This is a genomic window from Pseudomonas sp. PA-1-3F (genome assembly GCF_021609665.1).
In the GTDB taxonomy this organism is placed as follows: domain Bacteria; phylum Pseudomonadota; class Gammaproteobacteria; order Pseudomonadales; family Pseudomonadaceae; genus Aquipseudomonas; species Aquipseudomonas paracarnis.
Window position 1 is genome coordinate 81,658 of the sequence record NZ_WJZD01000003.1, and the last position, 16,907, is coordinate 98,564.

General features: G+C 60.9%; 18 protein-coding genes. 10 read left to right on the forward strand and 8 right to left on the reverse strand.

The annotated features are described in order from the left end of the window. Positions 1 to 5 precede the first annotated feature (5 nt). Positions 6 to 830, reverse strand: coding sequence for a tRNA 2-thiocytidine(32) synthetase TtcA (ttcA, locus tag GIV26_RS02785; protein WP_054917314.1), 825 nt, complete (start codon positions 828 to 830; stop codon positions 6 to 8). A gap of 362 nt (positions 831 to 1,192) precedes the next feature. Here ttcA and GIV26_RS02790 point away from each other — a divergent pair, with 362 nt between their 5' ends. Further along, positions 1,193 to 1,795 carry a Yip1 family protein gene (locus GIV26_RS02790; RefSeq protein WP_014718889.1) on the forward strand — a complete coding sequence of 201 codons (603 nt, stop codon included), beginning with the start codon at positions 1,193 to 1,195 and terminating at the stop codon, positions 1,793 to 1,795. 128 nt (positions 1,796 to 1,923) lie between these two features. Beyond that, positions 1,924 to 2,418, forward strand: a complete 495-nt coding sequence (locus GIV26_RS02795) for a SprT family zinc-dependent metalloprotease (protein WP_003192067.1) — start codon at positions 1,924 to 1,926, stop codon at positions 2,416 to 2,418. 94 nt (positions 2,419 to 2,512) lie between these two features. On the opposite strand, the gene GIV26_RS02800 is transcribed toward GIV26_RS02795, so the two are convergent. Further along, positions 2,513 to 3,688: a CaiB/BaiF CoA transferase family protein gene (locus GIV26_RS02800; protein WP_236279465.1), complete on the reverse strand. Its 1,176-nt coding sequence runs from the start codon at positions 3,686 to 3,688 to the stop codon at positions 2,513 to 2,515. A gap of 157 nt (positions 3,689 to 3,845) precedes the next feature. Here GIV26_RS02800 and tusD point away from each other — a divergent pair, with 157 nt between their 5' ends. The 6 genes from tusD (at position 3,846) to GIV26_RS02830 (ending at position 7,283) form a co-directional block, all read left to right on the forward strand. After that, complete coding sequence (tusD, locus tag GIV26_RS02805; protein ID WP_186527164.1) at positions 3,846 to 4,238, forward strand: sulfurtransferase complex subunit TusD; 393 nt, start codon at positions 3,846 to 3,848, stop codon at positions 4,236 to 4,238. A 1-nt stretch (position 4,239) separates the two neighbouring features. Further along, positions 4,240 to 4,590, forward strand: coding sequence for a sulfurtransferase complex subunit TusC (tusC, locus tag GIV26_RS02810; protein ID WP_034127870.1), 351 nt, complete (start codon positions 4,240 to 4,242; stop codon positions 4,588 to 4,590). Beyond that, positions 4,590 to 4,868, forward strand: a complete 279-nt coding sequence (gene tusB / locus GIV26_RS02815; protein WP_054898293.1) for a sulfurtransferase complex subunit TusB — start codon at positions 4,590 to 4,592, stop codon at positions 4,866 to 4,868. Before tusC ends, tusB begins: the two co-directional genes overlap by 1 nt. Continuing rightward, entirely contained in the window at positions 4,865 to 5,200 is a 336-nt protein-coding gene (locus GIV26_RS02820; RefSeq protein WP_034127872.1) for a TusE/DsrC/DsvC family sulfur relay protein, read from the forward strand. The genes tusB and GIV26_RS02820 overlap by 4 nt, the downstream gene beginning before the upstream one ends. Further along, entirely contained in the window at positions 5,197 to 6,198 is a 1,002-nt protein-coding gene (locus tag GIV26_RS02825) for a glycosyl transferase family protein (protein WP_236279466.1), read from the forward strand. Before GIV26_RS02820 ends, GIV26_RS02825 begins: the two co-directional genes overlap by 4 nt. Positions 6,199 to 6,287: 89 nt before the next feature. Next, positions 6,288 to 7,283 carry a glutathione S-transferase family protein gene (locus GIV26_RS02830; RefSeq protein ID WP_236279467.1) on the forward strand — a complete coding sequence of 332 codons (996 nt, stop codon included), beginning with the start codon at positions 6,288 to 6,290 and terminating at the stop codon, positions 7,281 to 7,283. A 109-nt stretch (positions 7,284 to 7,392) separates the two neighbouring features. Here the strand turns inward: GIV26_RS02830 and cysG are convergent, their stop codons facing one another. Genes cysG through ftsK form a run of 6 tightly spaced genes read right to left on the reverse strand, consistent with a single transcriptional unit; the run spans position 7,393 to position 14,894 of the window. Beyond that, a complete protein-coding gene (gene cysG / locus GIV26_RS02835) occupies positions 7,393 to 8,787 on the reverse strand; it encodes a siroheme synthase CysG (protein WP_034127875.1) in 1,395 nt (464 codons plus the stop codon). Next, the gene (gene serS / locus GIV26_RS02840) at positions 8,788 to 10,068 is read right to left on the reverse strand and encodes a serine--tRNA ligase (RefSeq protein WP_032896683.1); all 1,281 of its coding nucleotides are present in this window, start codon (positions 10,066 to 10,068) and stop codon (positions 8,788 to 8,790) included. A gap of 15 nt (positions 10,069 to 10,083) precedes the next feature. Beyond that, positions 10,084 to 10,458, reverse strand: a complete 375-nt coding sequence (crcB, locus tag GIV26_RS02845) for a fluoride efflux transporter CrcB (RefSeq protein WP_054898297.1) — start codon at positions 10,456 to 10,458, stop codon at positions 10,084 to 10,086. Then, positions 10,455 to 11,780 (reverse strand): replication-associated recombination protein A, encoded by a 1,326-nt coding sequence (locus tag GIV26_RS02850; protein ID WP_034127878.1) that lies wholly within the window; start codon positions 11,778 to 11,780, stop codon positions 10,455 to 10,457. The genes crcB and GIV26_RS02850 overlap by 4 nt, the downstream gene beginning before the upstream one ends. A 27-nt stretch (positions 11,781 to 11,807) precedes the next feature. Beyond that, entirely contained in the window at positions 11,808 to 12,431 is a 624-nt protein-coding gene (gene lolA, locus GIV26_RS02855) for an outer membrane lipoprotein chaperone LolA (protein WP_003174700.1), read from the reverse strand. Between the two features lie 54 nt (positions 12,432 to 12,485). Next, positions 12,486 to 14,894 (reverse strand): DNA translocase FtsK, encoded by a 2,409-nt coding sequence (ftsK, locus tag GIV26_RS02860; protein ID WP_032896677.1) that lies wholly within the window; start codon positions 14,892 to 14,894, stop codon positions 12,486 to 12,488. 476 nt (positions 14,895 to 15,370) lie between these two features. On the opposite strand from ftsK, the gene aat reads away from it, so the two are divergent. Beyond that, positions 15,371 to 16,051: a leucyl/phenylalanyl-tRNA--protein transferase gene (aat, locus tag GIV26_RS02865; RefSeq protein ID WP_236279468.1), complete on the forward strand. Its 681-nt coding sequence runs from the start codon at positions 15,371 to 15,373 to the stop codon at positions 16,049 to 16,051. Positions 16,052 to 16,107: 56 nt separating this feature from the next. After that, on the forward strand, positions 16,108 to 16,815 hold the full coding sequence (locus tag GIV26_RS02870) for an arginyltransferase (RefSeq protein WP_003192088.1): 708 nt from the start codon (positions 16,108 to 16,110) through the stop codon (positions 16,813 to 16,815). The last annotated feature ends 92 nt before the right edge of the window (positions 16,816 to 16,907 follow it).

Consider the following 16,907-nt stretch of genomic DNA (forward strand, 5'->3'; position numbering starts at 1 on the left):
AAGACTCAGAGGTTCACTACATTGACGAAACGCGATGCGGCGGTCTCATCGATTTTCAAGCTGGTGAAGTCGAACAGGTTGCGGTCGGCCAATTGCGACGGGATCACGTTTTGCAGGCTGCGGAAGATACTTTCGGTACGCCCAGGGGTCTTGCGCTCCCAGTCCACCAGCATCTCCTTGACCACCTGGCGCTGCAGGTTTTCCTGGGAGCCGCACAGGTTGCACGGGATGATCGGGAATTGCTTGAAATCGGAGTAAGCCTGGATGTCCTTCTCGTTGCAATACGCCAGCGGGCGGATCACTACGTTGCGCCCATCATCGGCGCGCAGCTTGGGCGGCATGGCCTTGAGCGAGCCGTTGAAGAACATATTGAGGAAGAAGGTTTCGACAATGTCATCGCGGTGATGACCCAGGGCCATCTTGGTCGCGCCGATCTCATCGGCAAAGGTATAGAGCGTGCCACGGCGCAGGCGCGAGCACAGCGAGCAGGTGGTCTTGCCTTCCGGGATCAATTCCTTGACCACCGAGTAGGTGTCTTTCTCGACGATGTGATACTCGACGCCCAGTTCTTTCAGATAGGCCGGCAGCACATGCTCAGGGAAACCGGGTTGCTTCTGGTCCATGTTGACCGCCACGATCTCGAACTTGATTGGCGCGACCTTCTGCAGGTGCAGCAACACGTCGAGCATGGTGTAGCTGTCTTTGCCGCCGGAGAGGCAGACCATGACCTTGTCGCCTTCCTCGATCATGTTGAAATCGGCGACCGCTTCACCGGCCAGGCGACGCAGGCGTTTTTGCAGTTTGTTCTGGTTGACTGTAAGAGTGCCCATGGCGCTTGGATCCGCAAAGGTGTGTGACGAAAAGCGCAGCATTTTACCGGTAAGACTGGCGCAGATCCAATGTGGAAGCTGGCTTGCCTGCGATAGCGGTGTGCCAGTCAACATCTCTGTTCCTGACAGGCCGCCATCGCAGGCAAGCCAGCTCCCACACTGGATCCCATGACCTCAGACAGACCACACCGCGATTAGCCCCCCTGTTTACAGCGCAATTTGCTCTAAAGGCCCTACGGTTATTCCGGTCATCCCTTTCTATACTGCGACTTGAGGTCGCACATCTATCCAGACCTTTCAGGCCATATGGCCCGTGGGCGCTCCGATGGGGGGCGATGGTAATAACGACAGGAGTGACTGGCATGATCCATCACGTCGTGGGGCTGTTTACCCATCCCGACCAGGAATGGCGGGAAATCCGTGGCGATAAAGAAGAAAGCATCAGCCACATGTACCTCACTCATACCCTGATTCTCGCGGCGATCCCCGCCATTTCCGCCTTTATTGGCACCACTCAAGTCGGCTGGGTCATCGGCAACCGTGCCCCGGTGATGCTGACCCAGGAAAGCGCGCTGTGGATGACTCTCATGTCCTACGCGGCCATGCTGTGCGGCGTGGCGGTGATGGGCGCGTTCATTCACTGGATGGCCCGCACCTACGACGCCAGCCCAAGCATGGCCCGCTGCGTGGCATTTGCCACTTACACCGCCACACCCTTGTTTATCGGCGGGCTGGCGGCGCTCTACCCGCATATGTGGTTGGGCATGGTCGTGGGCACGGCGGCGATCTGCTACACGGTGTACCTGCTGTATGTGGGGCTGCCAACCTTCATGAGTATCGACCCGGATGAAGGCTTCCTGTTTTCCAGCTCGGTATTGGCTGTCGGCCTGGTGGTGCTGGTAGCGATCATGGCCTTTACCGTGATCGTCTGGGGCCTGGGCGTCGGGCCGATCTACACCAGTTGAACGAAAAACCCCGCAGGCAAGGCCACCGCAAGGTGGCTTTGTGCGTTATGCATGACCATTCGGCGCCTGACAGATTCGGAAACACCCAGCTTTGCGGCATACTGGGCGTCTCTGGAGATATGTACAGCATGCCCGAGCAACTCAATACCCGCGTCGAAGATTGTTTCCTGCAAGCCGAATCCTTTTTCAAACGAAGCTTCAAACGCCCCCAGGTCAGCCTCAAGCTGCGGGGCCAGAAAGCCGGTGTCGCGCATTTGCACGAGAACCTGCTGCGCTTCAACCCTCAGTTGTACCGTGAAAACAGCCAACACTTTCTCAAGCAAACCGTGGCCCACGAAGTGGCGCACCTGATTGCCCACCAATTGTTTGGCGAGCGTATCCAGCCCCATGGCGAGGAATGGCAGTTGATCATGCGCGGGGTTTACGAGCTGCCGCCCGACCGTTGCCATACCTACGAGGTCAAGCGCCGGCAAGTGACTCGCTATATTTACCGCTGCCCGTGTGCGGACAGTGATTTTCCGTTTTCACCGCAGCGCCATGGGCTGGTGAACCAGGGGCGGCGGTATTTGTGTCGGCGGTGTCGGCAGACGCTGGTGTTCACCGGGGAAACTCGGGTGGAATGAGGGCCTCTTCGCAGGCAAGCCAGCTCCCACATTTGGATCTGTGAACACAATCCCAAATGTGGGAGCTGGCTTGCCTGCGAAAGCGTCGGCTCAGTCAACCTACAACCTTGGCCTGCCGCAATTGCTCTATCCGCTCAATACCGAACCCCAACTCCGCCAGCACCTCATCACTGTGCGCCCCCACCGCCACTCCAATATGCCTGGGCGCCGGCAACCCCCCGGAGAATTTCAGCGGGCAGGCCAATTGCGCTTGTGTCGAGCCATCACCCCGGGGCACCTGGCTGACCAGCTCCCGCGCCTTCAACTGGGGATGCTCCACCGCTTCGCTCAAACTCAACACCGGCTCAACACAGGCATCCACTCCGGCAAACAACTCACACAACTGGTCAAAACTGCGCTTCTCGAACTCCACCTGCAACGCCTGCTTGAGCACGCCCTGCCGTTCGGGCGTCACACTGTATGCCGCCAGCTCCGGGCGTCCCAAGGCCGCGCACAGCTGCTGCATAAACCCCGGTTCCAAACTGCCCACCGACATCCAGCGCCCATCGCGCGTGCGGTAATAGTCATAGAAACTCCCGCCATTGAGCACATGGTTCTCCCACCCAGGCTCGACCCCACAAGCCAGGTAACCGGCCCCAGCCATGGCGTTCAGGCTGAACGAGCAATCGGTCATGCTCACATCCAGGTATTGCCCCACCCCGCTTTGCTGCCTGGCAATTACCGCCGCCAGCAAGCCCACCACGGCATGCAGCGAACCGCCTGCCACATCAGCCAGTTGTACGCCCAGGGGCAACGGGCCGGTGTCCTGGCGCCCGGTATGGCTGGCGACGCCGGCCAGCGCCAGGTAGTTGATATCGTGCCCGGCGCGGTCCTTATAGGGGCCGGTCTGGCCGTAGCCGGTGATCGACACATAGATCAGCCGCGGGTTGATCGCCTTCAGCGCCTCATAGCCCAGGCCCAGGCGCGCCATGACACCGGGGCGGAACTGCTCGAGCAGGATGTCATGGCCCTTGACCAACTCACGCACAATCTCCAGCGCCTCGGCCTGCTTGAGGTCCAGGGCCAGGCTGCGCTTGTTGCGATTGAGGTAGGCGTGGCTGGCCGAGGTGCCACGATCATGGGGCGGCAACACACGCAACAGGTCCATCCGCGTGGGCGATTCGATACGCAGCACCTCGGCGCCCATGTCCGCCAGCATCAGGGAGGCAAACGGGCCGGGCAGCAAGGTGGAAAAATCCAGCACTTTAAGGGACGCCAAGGGACCTGACATGGGGACTCCAGTTGGGTTGCGAATACCCACAGACTAGGCAGCCTGGCGCCTGCCGGCAATCGTCAGAACGATCAACCACAGTGACCGTTTTGATCACGGCGGGCTTTTTCGCGGCGGCGGCTTTATCATTGGCCGACGTTTGTTGGCAGAGTCTTCCATGAAGTTCGCGATTGCACTGTATAGCGCCGCCCACGCGCCCTCCTCGCGCCGCGCCCTGTTGTTCGCCCAGGCGGCGCTGGCCGGCGGGCATGAGATCGTGCGGCTGTTTTTCTACCAGGACGGCGTGTACAGCGCGTCCAATAACATCGTCGCGCCCCAGGATGAGCAAGACATTGCGCGCCAATGGCGCGAGTTTGTCAGCCAGCACCAGCTCGACGGCGTGGTGTGCATCGCCGCCGCGCTGCGCCGGGGTGTGCTTAATGCCGAGGAAGCTGCGCGTTACCAACGCAGCGCGATCAACCTGGAAGCACCCTGGGCGTTGTCGGGCCTGGGCCAATTGCATGACGCGATCCAGGACGCCGACCGCCTGATCTGTTTTGGAGGGCCGTGACATGTCCAGATCCTTGTTGGTGATCAGCCGCCAGGCCCCGTGGTCCGGGCCGAGTGCGCGGGAAGCACTGGATATCGTGCTGGCCGGTGGCGCGTTCGATCTGCCCATTGGCCTGTTGTTCCTGGATGACGGTGTGTTCCAACTGGCGCCGAACCAAGCGGCCAAGGCCGTGCAACAGAAAGACCTGAGTGCCAACCTGCAGGCCCTGGGCCTGTTCGGCATTGATGACGTGTTCGCGTGCAGCCATAGTCTTTCCGCACGCGGGTTGCCGCCACCCGCCAACGCACAGGTGCTCGACAGCCAAGCCATTTCCCAACTGATTGACCGTTACGACCAGGTGATTACCCTCTGATGTCGACTCTACATGTGGTGTCTCATTCCCCGTTTACCGACAGCCGCCTCGATAGCTGCCTGCGCATCTGTGGCGCCGAGGACGCAATCCTGCTGTGCGGCGACGGAGCCTACGGCCTGCACACGCCCGCCCTGCAAACCAAAGGCGTAAAGGTGTTTGTGCTGGCCGAAGACATGCAGGCGCGCAACCTGCCGCTGCCCGACTGGGCTGACAGCGTCGATTACCCAGGCTTCGTGCAACTGTCGATCGACTACGACAAGGTCAACACCTGGCTATGAACACCTTGACCGTCGGCGCACACACCCTGGAACTGGATAAGGACGGCTATCTCGTCGACCTCAACGACTGGTCCGATGAAGTGGCGAATGCCCTGGCCGCTGCCGAAGCCTTGGAACTGACCCCGGCACACTGGGAAATCCTCACCCTGCTGCGCCAGTTCTACACCGAGTTCCAGCTGTCCCCCGCCACGCGCCCGCTGATCAAGTACACCGCCTTGAAGCTGGGCCCGGAAAAGGGCAACAGCCTGCACCTCAACAAACTGTTCAACGGCACTCCCGCCAAACTCGCCGCCAAGCTGGCGGGCCTGCCCAGGCCGACGAATTGCTTATGACCGACTTTGCCCCCCTGACTCTCGTAACACCCCAAGAGCACCCCTTTGCGCAGTTCGTGCGCATCCTCGGCAAAGGCAAGCGTGGCGCGCGCAACCTCACCCGCGAGGAAGCGCGGGAAGCCATGGGCATGCTGCTTGAGGAAAAGGTCGAGGACACCCAGCTCGGCGCCTTCCTTATGCTGCTGCGCCACAAGGAAGAAAGCCCGGAAGAACTCGCCGGTTTCACCGAAGCCGTACGTGAGCGCCTGCACGCGCCAGCGCTGAACGTCGATATCGACTGGCCGACCTACGCCGGTAAAAAGCGCCACCTGCCGTGGTTCCTGCTGGCAGCCAAATGCCTGGCACAGAATGGCGTGCGCATCCTGATGCACGGCGGCGGCGCCCACACTGCGGGGCGTTTGTACACCGAGCAATTGCTGGACAGCTTGCAGATCCCGCTGTGCCGCGATTGGCAACAGGTCGAAAGCGCCTTTGCCCACGGCGACCTGGCATTTATCCCGTTGGGTGATTGGGCGCCACAGCTGCAACGCATGATTGACCTGCGCAACACTCTGGGCCTGCGTTCGCCTATCCACTCTCTGGCGCGCCTGCTCAACCCGCTGAATGCGCGCTGTGGCCTGCAAAGCATTTTCCACCCCGGTTACCAGGGCGTGCATCGCGATGCCAGTGGCTTGCTGGGTGACAACGTGATTGTGGTCAAGGGCGACGGCGGCGAGATCGAAATCAACCCCGACACCCTCAGTCATCTTTATGGCACCACTGGCGGCCAGAGCTGGGACGAAGAGTGGCCCGCCCTTTCCGTCCAGCGCCACGTCAAGCCGGCAACGCTTGAGCCCGAGCACCTAAAAGCACTGTGGCGCGGCGACGTTGAGGACAGCTACCCGCAACTGGCGTTGATCGCCACCATGGCGTTAGCCCTGCGCGGCCTTGATCACCCGCGGCAGCAGGCGTTCGAGTTGGCCCAGGAGTACTGGGACGCACGGGATAAATCGATTTAATCGATCATTCACGCCGGTTCTTTGCGCTTTTAGTTCGAACTCATCCCTTTAGACTGGGCTCCAACGCTTATCAGCCAAGGGAGCCAGTCATGGGTTTATTGATCGAAGGACAGTGGAAAGACCAGTGGTACGAAAGTAGCGCCGATGGCGCTTTCCAACGGGAACAGGCACAACGCCGCAACTGGGTGACCGCCGATGGCGCGCCAGGCCCGAGTGGTGAAGGCGGCTTCAAGGCCGAGGCCGGTCGCTATCACCTCTATGTATCCCTCGCCTGCCCGTGGGCGCACCGCACCTTGATCCTGCGCAAGCTCAAGGGCCTGGAAAGCCTGATCGACGTCTCGGTGGTCAGTTGGCTGATGCTGGAAAACGGCTGGACCTTCGACAAGGCCCACGGCTCCAGCGGCGACAAACTGGACGGTTTCAACTTCATGCACCAACGCTACACCGCCGATACCGCCGACTATACCGGGCGCGTAACCGTGCCGGTGCTGTGGGACAAAAAGCTCAAGCGCATCGTCAGCAATGAATCGGCGGAGATCATCCGCATGTTCAACAGTGCGTTCAATGCGCTGACCGGCAATATCCTGGATTTCTACCCCCAAGCCCTGCATTCGACCATCGACAGCCTCAACGAACGCATCTACCCCGCCGTGAACAACGGCGTGTACCGCGCAGGTTTCGCCACCTCACAACAGGCGTATGAAAGTGCGTTTGATGATGTGTTTGCCGAGCTGGATCACTTGGAACAGCACCTGGGCAGCCATCGCTATCTGGCCGGCGAGTACCTGACCGAAGCCGATGTGCGGCTGTTCACTACGCTGATTCGTTTTGATGCGGTGTACTACAGCCACTTCAAATGCAACCTGCGGCGAATTGCCGATTATGCGAACTTGTCAAACTGGCTGCGAGAGATGTATCAGTGGCCAGGCGTGGCCGAGACGGTGGATTTCGAGCATATCAAGGGGCATTACTATGCCAGCCAGCGCACGATAACCCCGGCGGGGATTGTGCCGAAGGGGCCGTTGAGGGGGTTTGATCGGGGGCATGATGGGGTGCGGCTGCCGGGTAAAGGTGTCTTTGGCTGATAACTTCTGTGGCGGGGGAGCTTGCTCCGGCTGGGCGGCGTAGCGGCCCCAAAATCTGGGGAGCGCTTCGCTTTCCAACGGGAGCAAGCTCCTCGCCACAGGAGCCGGTTCAGACTTGGGCCTGAGCGCCCTCGAACCACTTGAGCTTCTCACGCAACACCACCACCTCACCGACGATCACCAATGTCGGCGCATGCACTTCATGCTCCGCCACCATGCGCGGCAGGTCGGCCAGGGTGCCGGTGAACACGCGCTGGTTGGACGTGGTGCCCTGCTGGATCAGCGCCGCTGGGGTGTCCGACGCGCGCCCGTGCTTGATCAACTGCTCGCAAATGATCGGCAAGCCAATCAAGCCCATGTAGAACACCAGGGTCTGTGAGGGGCCGACCAGGTCTTGCCAAGGCAAGTCCGAGGTACCGTTCTTCAAGTGCCCGGTAATAAAACGTACAGATTGGGCATAGTCGCGGTGAGTCAGCGGAATCCCGGCATAGGCCGCGCAACCACTGGCTGCCGTAATACCCGGCACCACCTGGAACGGGATGCCGTGGGCCGCCAACTCTTCGATCTCTTCGCCACCACGACCAAAGATGAACGGGTCCCCCCCCTTGAGGCGCAGCACGCGCTTGCCTTGCTTGGCCAGGTCTACCAGTTGCTGGTTGATCTGGTCCTGGGGCACCGCGTGATCGGCGCGACGCTTGCCGACGTACACGCGCTCGGCATCACGACGGCACAGTTCCAAAATCGCCGGCGCAACCAAACGGTCGTACAGCACCACGTCGGCTTGCTGCATCAGGCGCAATGCGCGGAAGGTCAGCAAATCCGGGTCGCCTGGGCCTGCACCCACCAGGTACACCTCACCGGGCGCATAAGGCGGGGCGCCATTGACCTTTTCGATCAACAGGCGCTCGGCCTCCTCGCCCTGCCCGGCCAACTGGCGGTCGGCAATCGGGCCCTGGAACACTTCTTCCCAGAACGCCCGGCGCTGCTGCACATCCGGGTACAAACCTTTGACCTGAGCCCGAAAACGCGCGGCCAGCCCAGCCAATTGACCGTAGGTCGAGGGAATCCAGGTTTCCAGCTTGGCGCGGATCAGCCGTGCCAGTACCGGCGCGTCACCGCCGCTGGAGACGGCAATCACCAAGGGTGACCGGTCGACAATCGCCGGGAAGATCACGCTGCACAACGCTGGCGCGTCCACCACATTGACCGGCACGCAGCGACGCTTGGCATCACTGGATACTTGCGCATTCAGTGGCTCATCGTCGGTGGCCGCGATAATCAGGGTGCAACCGTCCAGGTCGGCCTCCTGATAACCGCGCAACATCAGTTCCCCGCCACTGCCCAGCACCAGCTCACGCAGCTGGCTTTCGATCTGGGGAGCAACCACCCGCAACACCGCGCCGGCGTCGGCCAGCAGCCGGGATTTGCGCAAGGCAATCTCCCCACCACCGACGACCAACACACGACTGCCGCGCAGGTTATGAAACAGCGGCAGAAATTCCATTTAGCGGATGACCTCAACGCCCGCCATGTACGGCTTGAGCACCTCAGGTACACGGATCGAACCGTCCGCCTGCTGGTAGTTTTCCAGCACGGCCACCAGGGTACGGCCTACGGCCAGGCCCGAACCGTTGAGGGTGTGCACCAGCTCCGGCTTGCCGGTTTCCGGGTTGCGGAAACGCGCCTGCATGCGACGGGCCTGGAAGTCACCGCAGTTGGAGCACGACGAAATCTCGCGGTATTTGTCCTGGCTCGGCACCCACACTTCCAGGTCGTAGGTTTTCACGGCGCTGAAGCCCATGTCGCCCGTGCACAGGGCCAGTACGCGGTAAGGCAGCTCCAGCAACTGCAGCACGCGCTCGGCGTTGGCAGTCAGGCCTTCCAGGGCCTCCATGGAGGTCGACGGCTCTACTACCTGGACCATTTCAACCTTGTCGAACTGATGCTGGCGGATCATGCCACGGGTGTCGCGACCCGACGCGCCGGCTTCGCTACGGAAGCACGGGCTGTGAGCAACCAGCTTCAACGGCAGTTGCTTGGCGTCGAGGATTTCGCCGGCGACGATATTGGTCAGCGACACTTCGGCGGTCGGGATCAGGTACAGGTCGGCTTCGCCGTCGCGGCTGATCTTGAACAGGTCTTCTTCGAATTTCGGCAGTTGGCTGGTGCCCATCAACGCCGGCGCCTGAACCAGGTACGGGGTGTAGGCTTCTTCGTAACCGTGTTCGCCGGTGTGCAGGTTGATCATGAACTGCGCCAGTGCACGGTGCATGCGCGCAATCGGGCCGCGCAGCAAGGCAAAGCGTGCGCCGGACATTTTTGCCGCGGTTTCAAAATCCAGGCCACCGGTCAATTCGCCCAGGGCGACGTGGTCCTTGATCTCGAAATCGAAGGCTTTCGGCGTGCCCCAGCGGCGCACTTCGACGTTGCCGTCTTCATCTTCGCCGACCGGCACAGATTCGTGGGGCAGGTTCGGAATGCCCAGCAGGATCGAATCCAATTGGGTCTGAATGCCTTCCAGCTCGATTTTGCCGTCGGACAGCTCAGTGCCCATGCGCTCGACATCCGCCATCAACGGCGCGATGTCTTCACCGCGCTGCTTGGCCTGGCCGATGGACTTGGAGCGCGCATTACGTTCAGCCTGCAGTGCTTCGGTGCGGGTCTGGACGGTCTTGCGCTGTTCTTCCAGCGCTTCGATGCGCGCAACATCCAAGGCAAAGCCACGGGATGCCAGGCGGTCCGCTACGTCCTGAAGGTTGCTACGTAACAGTTTGGAATCGAGCATGTCGGTCTCTCGTTATCAAAGTTTGGTCAAGGACAGGCCAGCCCAGGTGGCGAGCAGCCCGCCGAATACGCTGATGGCCGCATAGCCAATCGCCAGCGGCACTTGCCCGCTTTCCAGCAGGCGCACGGTATCCAGTGAAAAGGATGAAAAAGTCGTCAGGCCGCCAAGAAAGCCAACCATCAGGCCGGCACGTACCTCGACAGGCACTTCCGGGCGTAACAAAAACAGGCCGTATAACACGCCGATCAACAGGCAGCCCACGATATTAACGGCGAGCGTCGCCGTATAGAAGTGTTTCGGCCAATTGGCGTTGATCCAATTGCCGGTGGCGAAGCGCAGCAGTGTACCGGCGATACCTCCCGCCGAGACGGCGATCACCAAAGGAATCATGTTTTTCTCCGCTGTCTGGGGCTCAGACGGTCGAGGGTGGCCAGGTGGTTGAGCTTCTCACCGATCTTCAGCTCCAGGCCACGGGGCACTGGCTGGTAGAACGGCTGCGGCTCCAGCTCATCGGGGAAGTAGTCTTCGCCGGCCGCGTAGGCGTCCGGCTCATCGTGGGCATAACGGTATTCGTCGCCATACCCCAGCTGCTTCATCAGCTTGGTCGGCGCGTTGCGCAGGTGCAGCGGCACTTCGAGGGAACCATGCTCGGCGGCCGCACGCAGGGCCGACTTGAAGCCCATGTACACTGCGTTGCTTTTGGGCGCGCAGGCCAGGTAAGTGATGGCCTGGGCGACCGCCAACTCGCCTTCCGGACTGCCGAGGCGCTCCTGCACCTCCCAGGCGGCCAGGCACAGGCTCAGGGCCCGCGGGTCGGCATTGCCGATGTCTTCGCTGGCCATGCGCACCACACGACGCGCCAGGTACAGCGGGTCGCAACCGCCATCGATCATGCGCGCAAACCAATACAGCGCGCCATCAGGGTTGGAACCGCGTACGGATTTGTGCAGCGCGGAAATCTGGTCGTAGAAGGCTTCGCCGCCCTTGTCGAAACGCCGGCGTGTGTCACCGAGCAAGCTTTGCAACAGGTCGACGCCAATCTCGCCGCCGTCTTCGGCCAAGTCGGAAGCATTCTCCAGCAAGTTGAGAAAGCGGCGCCCGTCGCCATCGGCGGCGGTCAGCAAAATCTTGAAACCTTCATCGCTGAGGCTCAGCTGGCGCTTGCCCAGCCCCTTGTCTTCGCTCAAGGCTCGGTGCAGCAGCTTTCGCATCGCCGCTTCATCCAGGCTCTTGAGCACATAGACCCGCGCCCGTGACAACAAGGCGTTGTTCAATTCAAAGGAAGGGTTTTCGGTGGTGGCGCCGATAAAGATCAGCGTACCGTCCTCGACATAAGGCAGGAACGCATCCTGCTGCGACTTGTTGAAGCGATGCACTTCGTCGACGAACAGGATAGTGCGTTTACCGTATTGCCCGGCCTGCTGCTTGGCGACTTCCACCGCCTGGCGGATCTCCTTGACCCCGGCGAGCACCGCCGAGACCGTTTCAAAGTGCGCATCCGAGACCTTCGCCAGCAACCGCGCCAGGGTGGTCTTGCCCACGCCCGGCGGCCCCCAGAAAATCATCGAATGCAGCGCACCCTGCTCCAGGGCTTCGCGCAAGGGCTTGCCCCGAGCGAGCAGGTGTTCCTGACCGACGTACTCATCCAGGTTGGTCGAACGCAAGCGCGCGGCCAACGGCTGGGCAATCGGGTCACTTCGAAACAGATCCATGGGCAGCGTTTGAAACCTCTGGGCAGTTTATTCCTGGATCACGTCGGCACCCTTGGGGATGTCGAACTTGAACTTGGACGCGGGCACCGGCTGGTTGGCCTTGACCCCGGAGAACAGGATATCGGTGCGCTGGCCGACGCTGTCGACCAGGCGCATGTTGTTGATCACGCCGTTGCCGAACGACAGGGACAGCGTGTCAAACAACGTGTCCTTGGATTTTGGCTTGAGGGTGAACTCGATGACGTTGCTGGTCTGCTTGGAGGTGATGTCGAAGCTGTCGTTGATTTTCGACACATCACCCGACAGCAGCAGTGCCGGGGTCTGGTTCAGGCGTGGATCGAGCTTCTTGATGGTCGCCTGTTCCAGGTCCGGGTCCCACAGCGTGACTTTCTGGCCGTCGGAAACGATGGTCTGCTCCGCCTTGCCTTCGGTATGCCAGTAGAACAGCCCTGGGCGCTGCACGGCCATTTCACCGGCGGTTTCCTGCAACTGGGTGCCGCCGGCATCCAGGGTCAGCTGGGAGAAGCGCGCGGTGAGGGTCTGGGATTTGTCCAACAGGTTCTTCAGGCTGGCGACGGAAGCCGGGTCAGCGTGAGCCGAAACAGCGGTCAGGGCCAAGGCTGGCAACAACAGCATGCGGATAAAGCGCATGGGAGTCCTCATTGAGTAGTCAGGGCACGCCGCGTGTTGCCACGCGGCGCGGAATCAGTCGCGCATCTGCCCGGGGGCGATGACTTCACGCGAGCCATTGGTGTTCATTGCGGTCACGACGCCGGCCATTTCCATGGCTTCGATCATGCGGGCGGCGCGGTTGTAGCCGATTTTAAGCTTGCGCTGCACCGCCGAAATCGAGGCACGGCGGCTTTCCAGTACGAAGGCCACGGCTTCGTCATACAAAGCGTCGGTCTCGGCATCGTCATCACCGCCACCGCCGCCATTTTCAAAGCCGCTGCCGGCTTCTTCGACGCCGTTGAGGATGTCGTCGTTGTACTCGGGCGCGCCGCGCAGTTTCCAGGCTTCGACCACACGGTGGACTTCGTCATCGGAAACAAAGGCGCCGTGAACGCGAATCGGCAGGCTGGTGCCCGGCGGCATGTAGAGCATGTCACCGTGGCCCAGCAGTTGCTCGGCGCCACCCTGGTCAATGATGGTGCGCGAGTCGATCTTGCTGGAGACCTGGAACGCCATGCGCGTCGGAATGTTGGCCTTGATCAGGCCGGTGATCACGTCCACCGACGGCCGCTGTGTCGCGAGGATCAAGTGGATACCCGCCGCCCGTGCCTTCTGGGCGATACGGGCGATCAGCTCTTCAACCTTCTTGCCGACGATCATCATCATGTCGGCAAATTCATCGACCACCACCACGATGGTCGGCAGCTTGGTCAGCAGTGGTGCTTCATCGTGAATACTTTCGCGCTTGTACAGCGGGTCGGTCAGCGGTGTGCCGGCGTCCTGGGCTTCCTTGACCTTGGCATTGAAGCCCGACAGGTTACGCACGCCCATCTTCGCCATGAGCTTGTAGCGGCGCTCCATCTCGGCAACGCTCCAGCGCAGGGCGTTGGCGGCGTCCTTCATGTCGGTGACCACCGGGCACAGCAGGTGCGGGATGCCTTCGTAGATCGACAGTTCCAGCATCTTCGGGTCGATCATGATCAGCTTGGCGTCATCCGGCCCGGACTTGAACAGGATCGACAGGATCATGGCGTTCACACCCACCGACTTACCGGAACCAGTGGTACCGGCTACCAGCAAGTGCGGCATTTTCGCCAGGTCGGTAATCACCGGCTTGCCGCCGATGTCATGGCCGAGCGCCAGGGTGACCGGCGATTTGAAGTTGTCGTATTCCGGCGTCGACAGCACTTCGGAGAAGCGCACGATCTGGCGGTCTTCGTTGGGAATCTCGATACCCACGGTGGTCTTGCCCGGGATCACTTCCACCACGCGCACGCTGGTCACGGCCAGGGAACGTGCCAAGTCTTTGGCCAGGTTGGAAATGCGGCTGACTTTTACCCCGGCGGCCGGTTGGATTTCGTAACGGGTGATCACCGGGCCCGGATGGATCGAGTCCACCGACACTTCGACGCCGAATTCCTTGAGCTTGATTTCCAGCAGGTGGCCGACGGCCGCCAGGGATTCGGGGGAATAGTTGAGTTGTTTCTTTTCGGCCGGGTCCAGAATCGAGATCGGCGGCAAGGTGCCTTCGACGGCGCTGTCGATGAACAGCGGTGCCTGCTTCTCTTTTTGCACGCGATGGCTGGGCTCCGGCGCCTTGGGCGGTGCCGGGGCGATCACGGGCGGCACCTGCTTTTCACGGTCCGACATGTGCTTGCTCAGGGCCTGCTCGCGCTCGATCAAGCGCTCCTTGACCTTGGCTTGCTCGCGCCGATCCGGCGTGCTTGGGGCCACCACCTCGTTGACACGGGTGTCGACCTCACGCAGCTGCGCCACCATTTGCTTGCGCTCGACACGGGCGGCCCACCAGCGGTTGGCGGCGCCCTGGAACAATTCGAACAGGTCGAGGGTGATCTTGCCGGTCACGTCCATCACCTTGAACCATGACAGGTCGGTGAATACCGTGAGGCCGAACAGGAACAGCGCGATGAACATCAGGGTGCTGCCCTGGATATTCAGGGTCCTGCGCGCCAGGTCGCCAAGGCTTTCACCCAGGGCCCCGCCCGCGCCCGCCGGCAGACCGGTCGGGGCATGGAAGTGGATATGCGCCAGCGCAGCGCCCGACAGCACCAGGAACACCAGGCCGATCAGGCGCCAGGAGAACAGCCAGCCGCTCCACTGCCACGGCTCGTGACGCTGGCGGAAGATCTGCCAGGTCTTGATCGCCAGCAACAGCGGGAAAATGTAGGCAAAGTAACCCAGGATCATGAAGAGGATATCGGCGCTGTAGGAACCTACAGGGCCGCCGAAATTCTGCACGTCATCGATCTTGCTGTTATGGCTCCAGCCCGGATCGTCCTTGCCATAGGTCAGCAAGGCCATCATCAGGAACAGGCACAGCGCACCGATGGCAATCAGTGCGCCTTCCTTGAGTCGGTAATGCAGGTGCTGGCGCCAGGCCGGTACGACTGCTGCTTTAGGTGCTGCGGCGGATTTCTTCAAAACGGGTCTATTCCTGCGCCTTTAGCGCGTCCATCTGTTGAATGACTACACACGACTGCTCTATCCGGAGCAGTTGAAAAATGAACGAATGTTGCTGAATCTACTTTTAACACCCGGTGACGGATAGGTGAAATGGCGATAACGCCACAATGGCCGCATTGTACGGGTTTGCGTGCGCGATGCCACACACTTGCCCTTCACCTGACTGCACGGACAATTTGAGCATGCATTGCCTTTGCTGACAAAGGCTTATGAGCTGTATTTAGCAATCCAGGCAAGCTTGGCAAATGGCCGGCATGCGCCAGACCCGATTACGACCACACCCTGTGTACAGAGTTGCAGAAACACCCGTTCATGCTAATCCTCGTCAATCGCCTATTCGGGCTGGCCCCATGGCGCAGGGTCGTCAATAATCAACGCTTGCGGTGCAGGTGCATGACCTGCCACTCCCCTCCCCTTCCCTAAGCCTGGATGCCATGCTGACCTGGTTACAACGCGACACCCTGACGTTCCCTCCCTTGGCCAAGGCCATGCGCGAACCCAACGGCCTGCTCGCCGCCGGTGGCGACCTGTCGGCCGAACGACTGATCCAGGCCTACCGCCATGGCTGCTTCCCCTGGTTCTCCGAAGGCCAGCCTATCCTCTGGTGGTCGCCAGACCCGCGCACGGTGATTTTCCCCGACGAGCTGCATGTTTCCCGTAGCCTGGGCAAATTATTGCGCCAGCAGCGCTATACCGTGACCTTCGACCAGGATTTCGCCGCCGTCATCCAAGCCTGCGCCGCGCCCCGTGCCTACGCCGATGGCACCTGGATCACCGAAGGTATCCAGAAGGCTTATCTGGAGCTGCACCAACGCAGCTATGCGCATTCCGTCGAGGTCTGGGACCAGGGCGAACTGGTAGGTGGCCTGTATGGCCTGGCGATGGGCCAGTTGTTTTTTGGCGAGTCCATGTTCAGCCGCGCCGACAACGCCTCCAAATTCGGCTTCGCCACGTTGACCCGGCAACTGCAAGCCTGGGGATTTGTGCTGATCGATTGCCAGATGCCCAACGAACACCTGCACAGCCTGGGTGCTCGCGGCATACCCCGCAGCGTCTTCGCTGACTTCCTGCATAAACATCTGGACCAACCCAACGCTGGGCCGTGGGTTTCCTAGGCGACTTTCGCACACGTGGCTTACACTTATTTCAAAGCTTATCCCGAGGGTTGATCATGACCGAGCTGGCGCGCTTGAAGTTCTATGCCACTCAAGCCCACTCATGCAGCTATCTGCCCGACGAGCAGGCCACCACGCTGTTCCTCGATCCCAGCCAGCCCATGGACGTGCATGTGTATGCCGACCTGTCCGAGATGGGCTTCCGGCGCAGCGGCGATCACCTGTATCGCCCCCATTGCCAGAACTGCAACGCGTGCGTGCCTGCGCGTATCCCGGTTGCGCAGTTTTCGCCCGACCGTAATCAGAAACGCATTCTCAAGCGCAACGCTGACCTGACAGTACACGCCACCAAACCCCAATACAGCGAAGAATATTTCGATCTCTACCAACGCTATATCGAGCAGCGTCATGCCGACGGCGATATGTATCCGCCCAGCCGCGACCAGTTTTCCACATTCCTGGTGCGTGACTTGCCTTTTTCGCGTTTCTACGAGTTCCGCCTCGACGGCCGCCTGCTGGCCGTAGCGGTGACCGACCTACTGCCCAACGGCCTCTCGGCGGTGTACACCTTCTATGAACCGACCGAAGAACGCCGCAGCCTCGGGCGCTTCGCCATCCTCTGGCAAATAGGCGAAGCGCTGCGCCTGGAGCTGGAAGCGGTGTACCTCGGATACTGGATCAAGAACTGCAAAAAGATGAACTACAAGACCCAATATCGACCCATTGAGCTGCTGATTAATCAAAGATGGGTCACGCTTAACTAGAACCCCTTGGCTTGAACACCCTTTTTCGGGCACAATGCACGCCGCTTTTGCCTGGCGCAGTTGCACCGGGCCATTCACTGGATACCGAGGGC

Excerpts from the sequence above, each read along its gene's own strand:
- ttcA (WP_054917314.1), bottom strand. The coding sequence starts at position 830 with ATGGGCACTCTTACAGTCAACCAGAACAAACTGCAAAAACGCCTGCGT.
- GIV26_RS02790 (WP_014718889.1), top strand. The coding sequence starts at position 1,193 with ATGATCCATCACGTCGTGGGGCTGTTTACCCATCCCGACCAGGAATGG.
- GIV26_RS02795 (WP_003192067.1), top strand. The coding sequence starts at position 1,924 with ATGCCCGAGCAACTCAATACCCGCGTCGAAGATTGTTTCCTGCAAGCC.
- GIV26_RS02800 (WP_236279465.1), bottom strand. The coding sequence starts at position 3,688 with ATGTCAGGTCCCTTGGCGTCCCTTAAAGTGCTGGATTTTTCCACCTTG.
- tusD (WP_186527164.1), top strand. The coding sequence starts at position 3,846 with ATGAAGTTCGCGATTGCACTGTATAGCGCCGCCCACGCGCCCTCCTCG.
- tusC (WP_034127870.1), top strand. The coding sequence starts at position 4,240 with ATGTCCAGATCCTTGTTGGTGATCAGCCGCCAGGCCCCGTGGTCCGGG.
- tusB (WP_054898293.1), top strand. The coding sequence starts at position 4,590 with ATGTCGACTCTACATGTGGTGTCTCATTCCCCGTTTACCGACAGCCGC.
- GIV26_RS02820 (WP_034127872.1), top strand. The coding sequence starts at position 4,865 with ATGAACACCTTGACCGTCGGCGCACACACCCTGGAACTGGATAAGGAC.
- GIV26_RS02825 (WP_236279466.1), top strand. The coding sequence starts at position 5,197 with ATGACCGACTTTGCCCCCCTGACTCTCGTAACACCCCAAGAGCACCCC.
- GIV26_RS02830 (WP_236279467.1), top strand. The coding sequence starts at position 6,288 with ATGGGTTTATTGATCGAAGGACAGTGGAAAGACCAGTGGTACGAAAGT.
- cysG (WP_034127875.1), bottom strand. The coding sequence starts at position 8,787 with ATGGAATTTCTGCCGCTGTTTCATAACCTGCGCGGCAGTCGTGTGTTG.
- serS (WP_032896683.1), bottom strand. The coding sequence starts at position 10,068 with ATGCTCGATTCCAAACTGTTACGTAGCAACCTTCAGGACGTAGCGGAC.
- crcB (WP_054898297.1), bottom strand. The coding sequence starts at position 10,458 with ATGATTCCTTTGGTGATCGCCGTCTCGGCGGGAGGTATCGCCGGTACA.
- GIV26_RS02850 (WP_034127878.1), bottom strand. The coding sequence starts at position 11,780 with ATGGATCTGTTTCGAAGTGACCCGATTGCCCAGCCGTTGGCCGCGCGC.
- lolA (WP_003174700.1), bottom strand. The coding sequence starts at position 12,431 with ATGCGCTTTATCCGCATGCTGTTGTTGCCAGCCTTGGCCCTGACCGCT.
- aat (WP_236279468.1), top strand. The coding sequence starts at position 15,371 with ATGCTGACCTGGTTACAACGCGACACCCTGACGTTCCCTCCCTTGGCC.
- GIV26_RS02870 (WP_003192088.1), top strand. The coding sequence starts at position 16,108 with ATGACCGAGCTGGCGCGCTTGAAGTTCTATGCCACTCAAGCCCACTCA.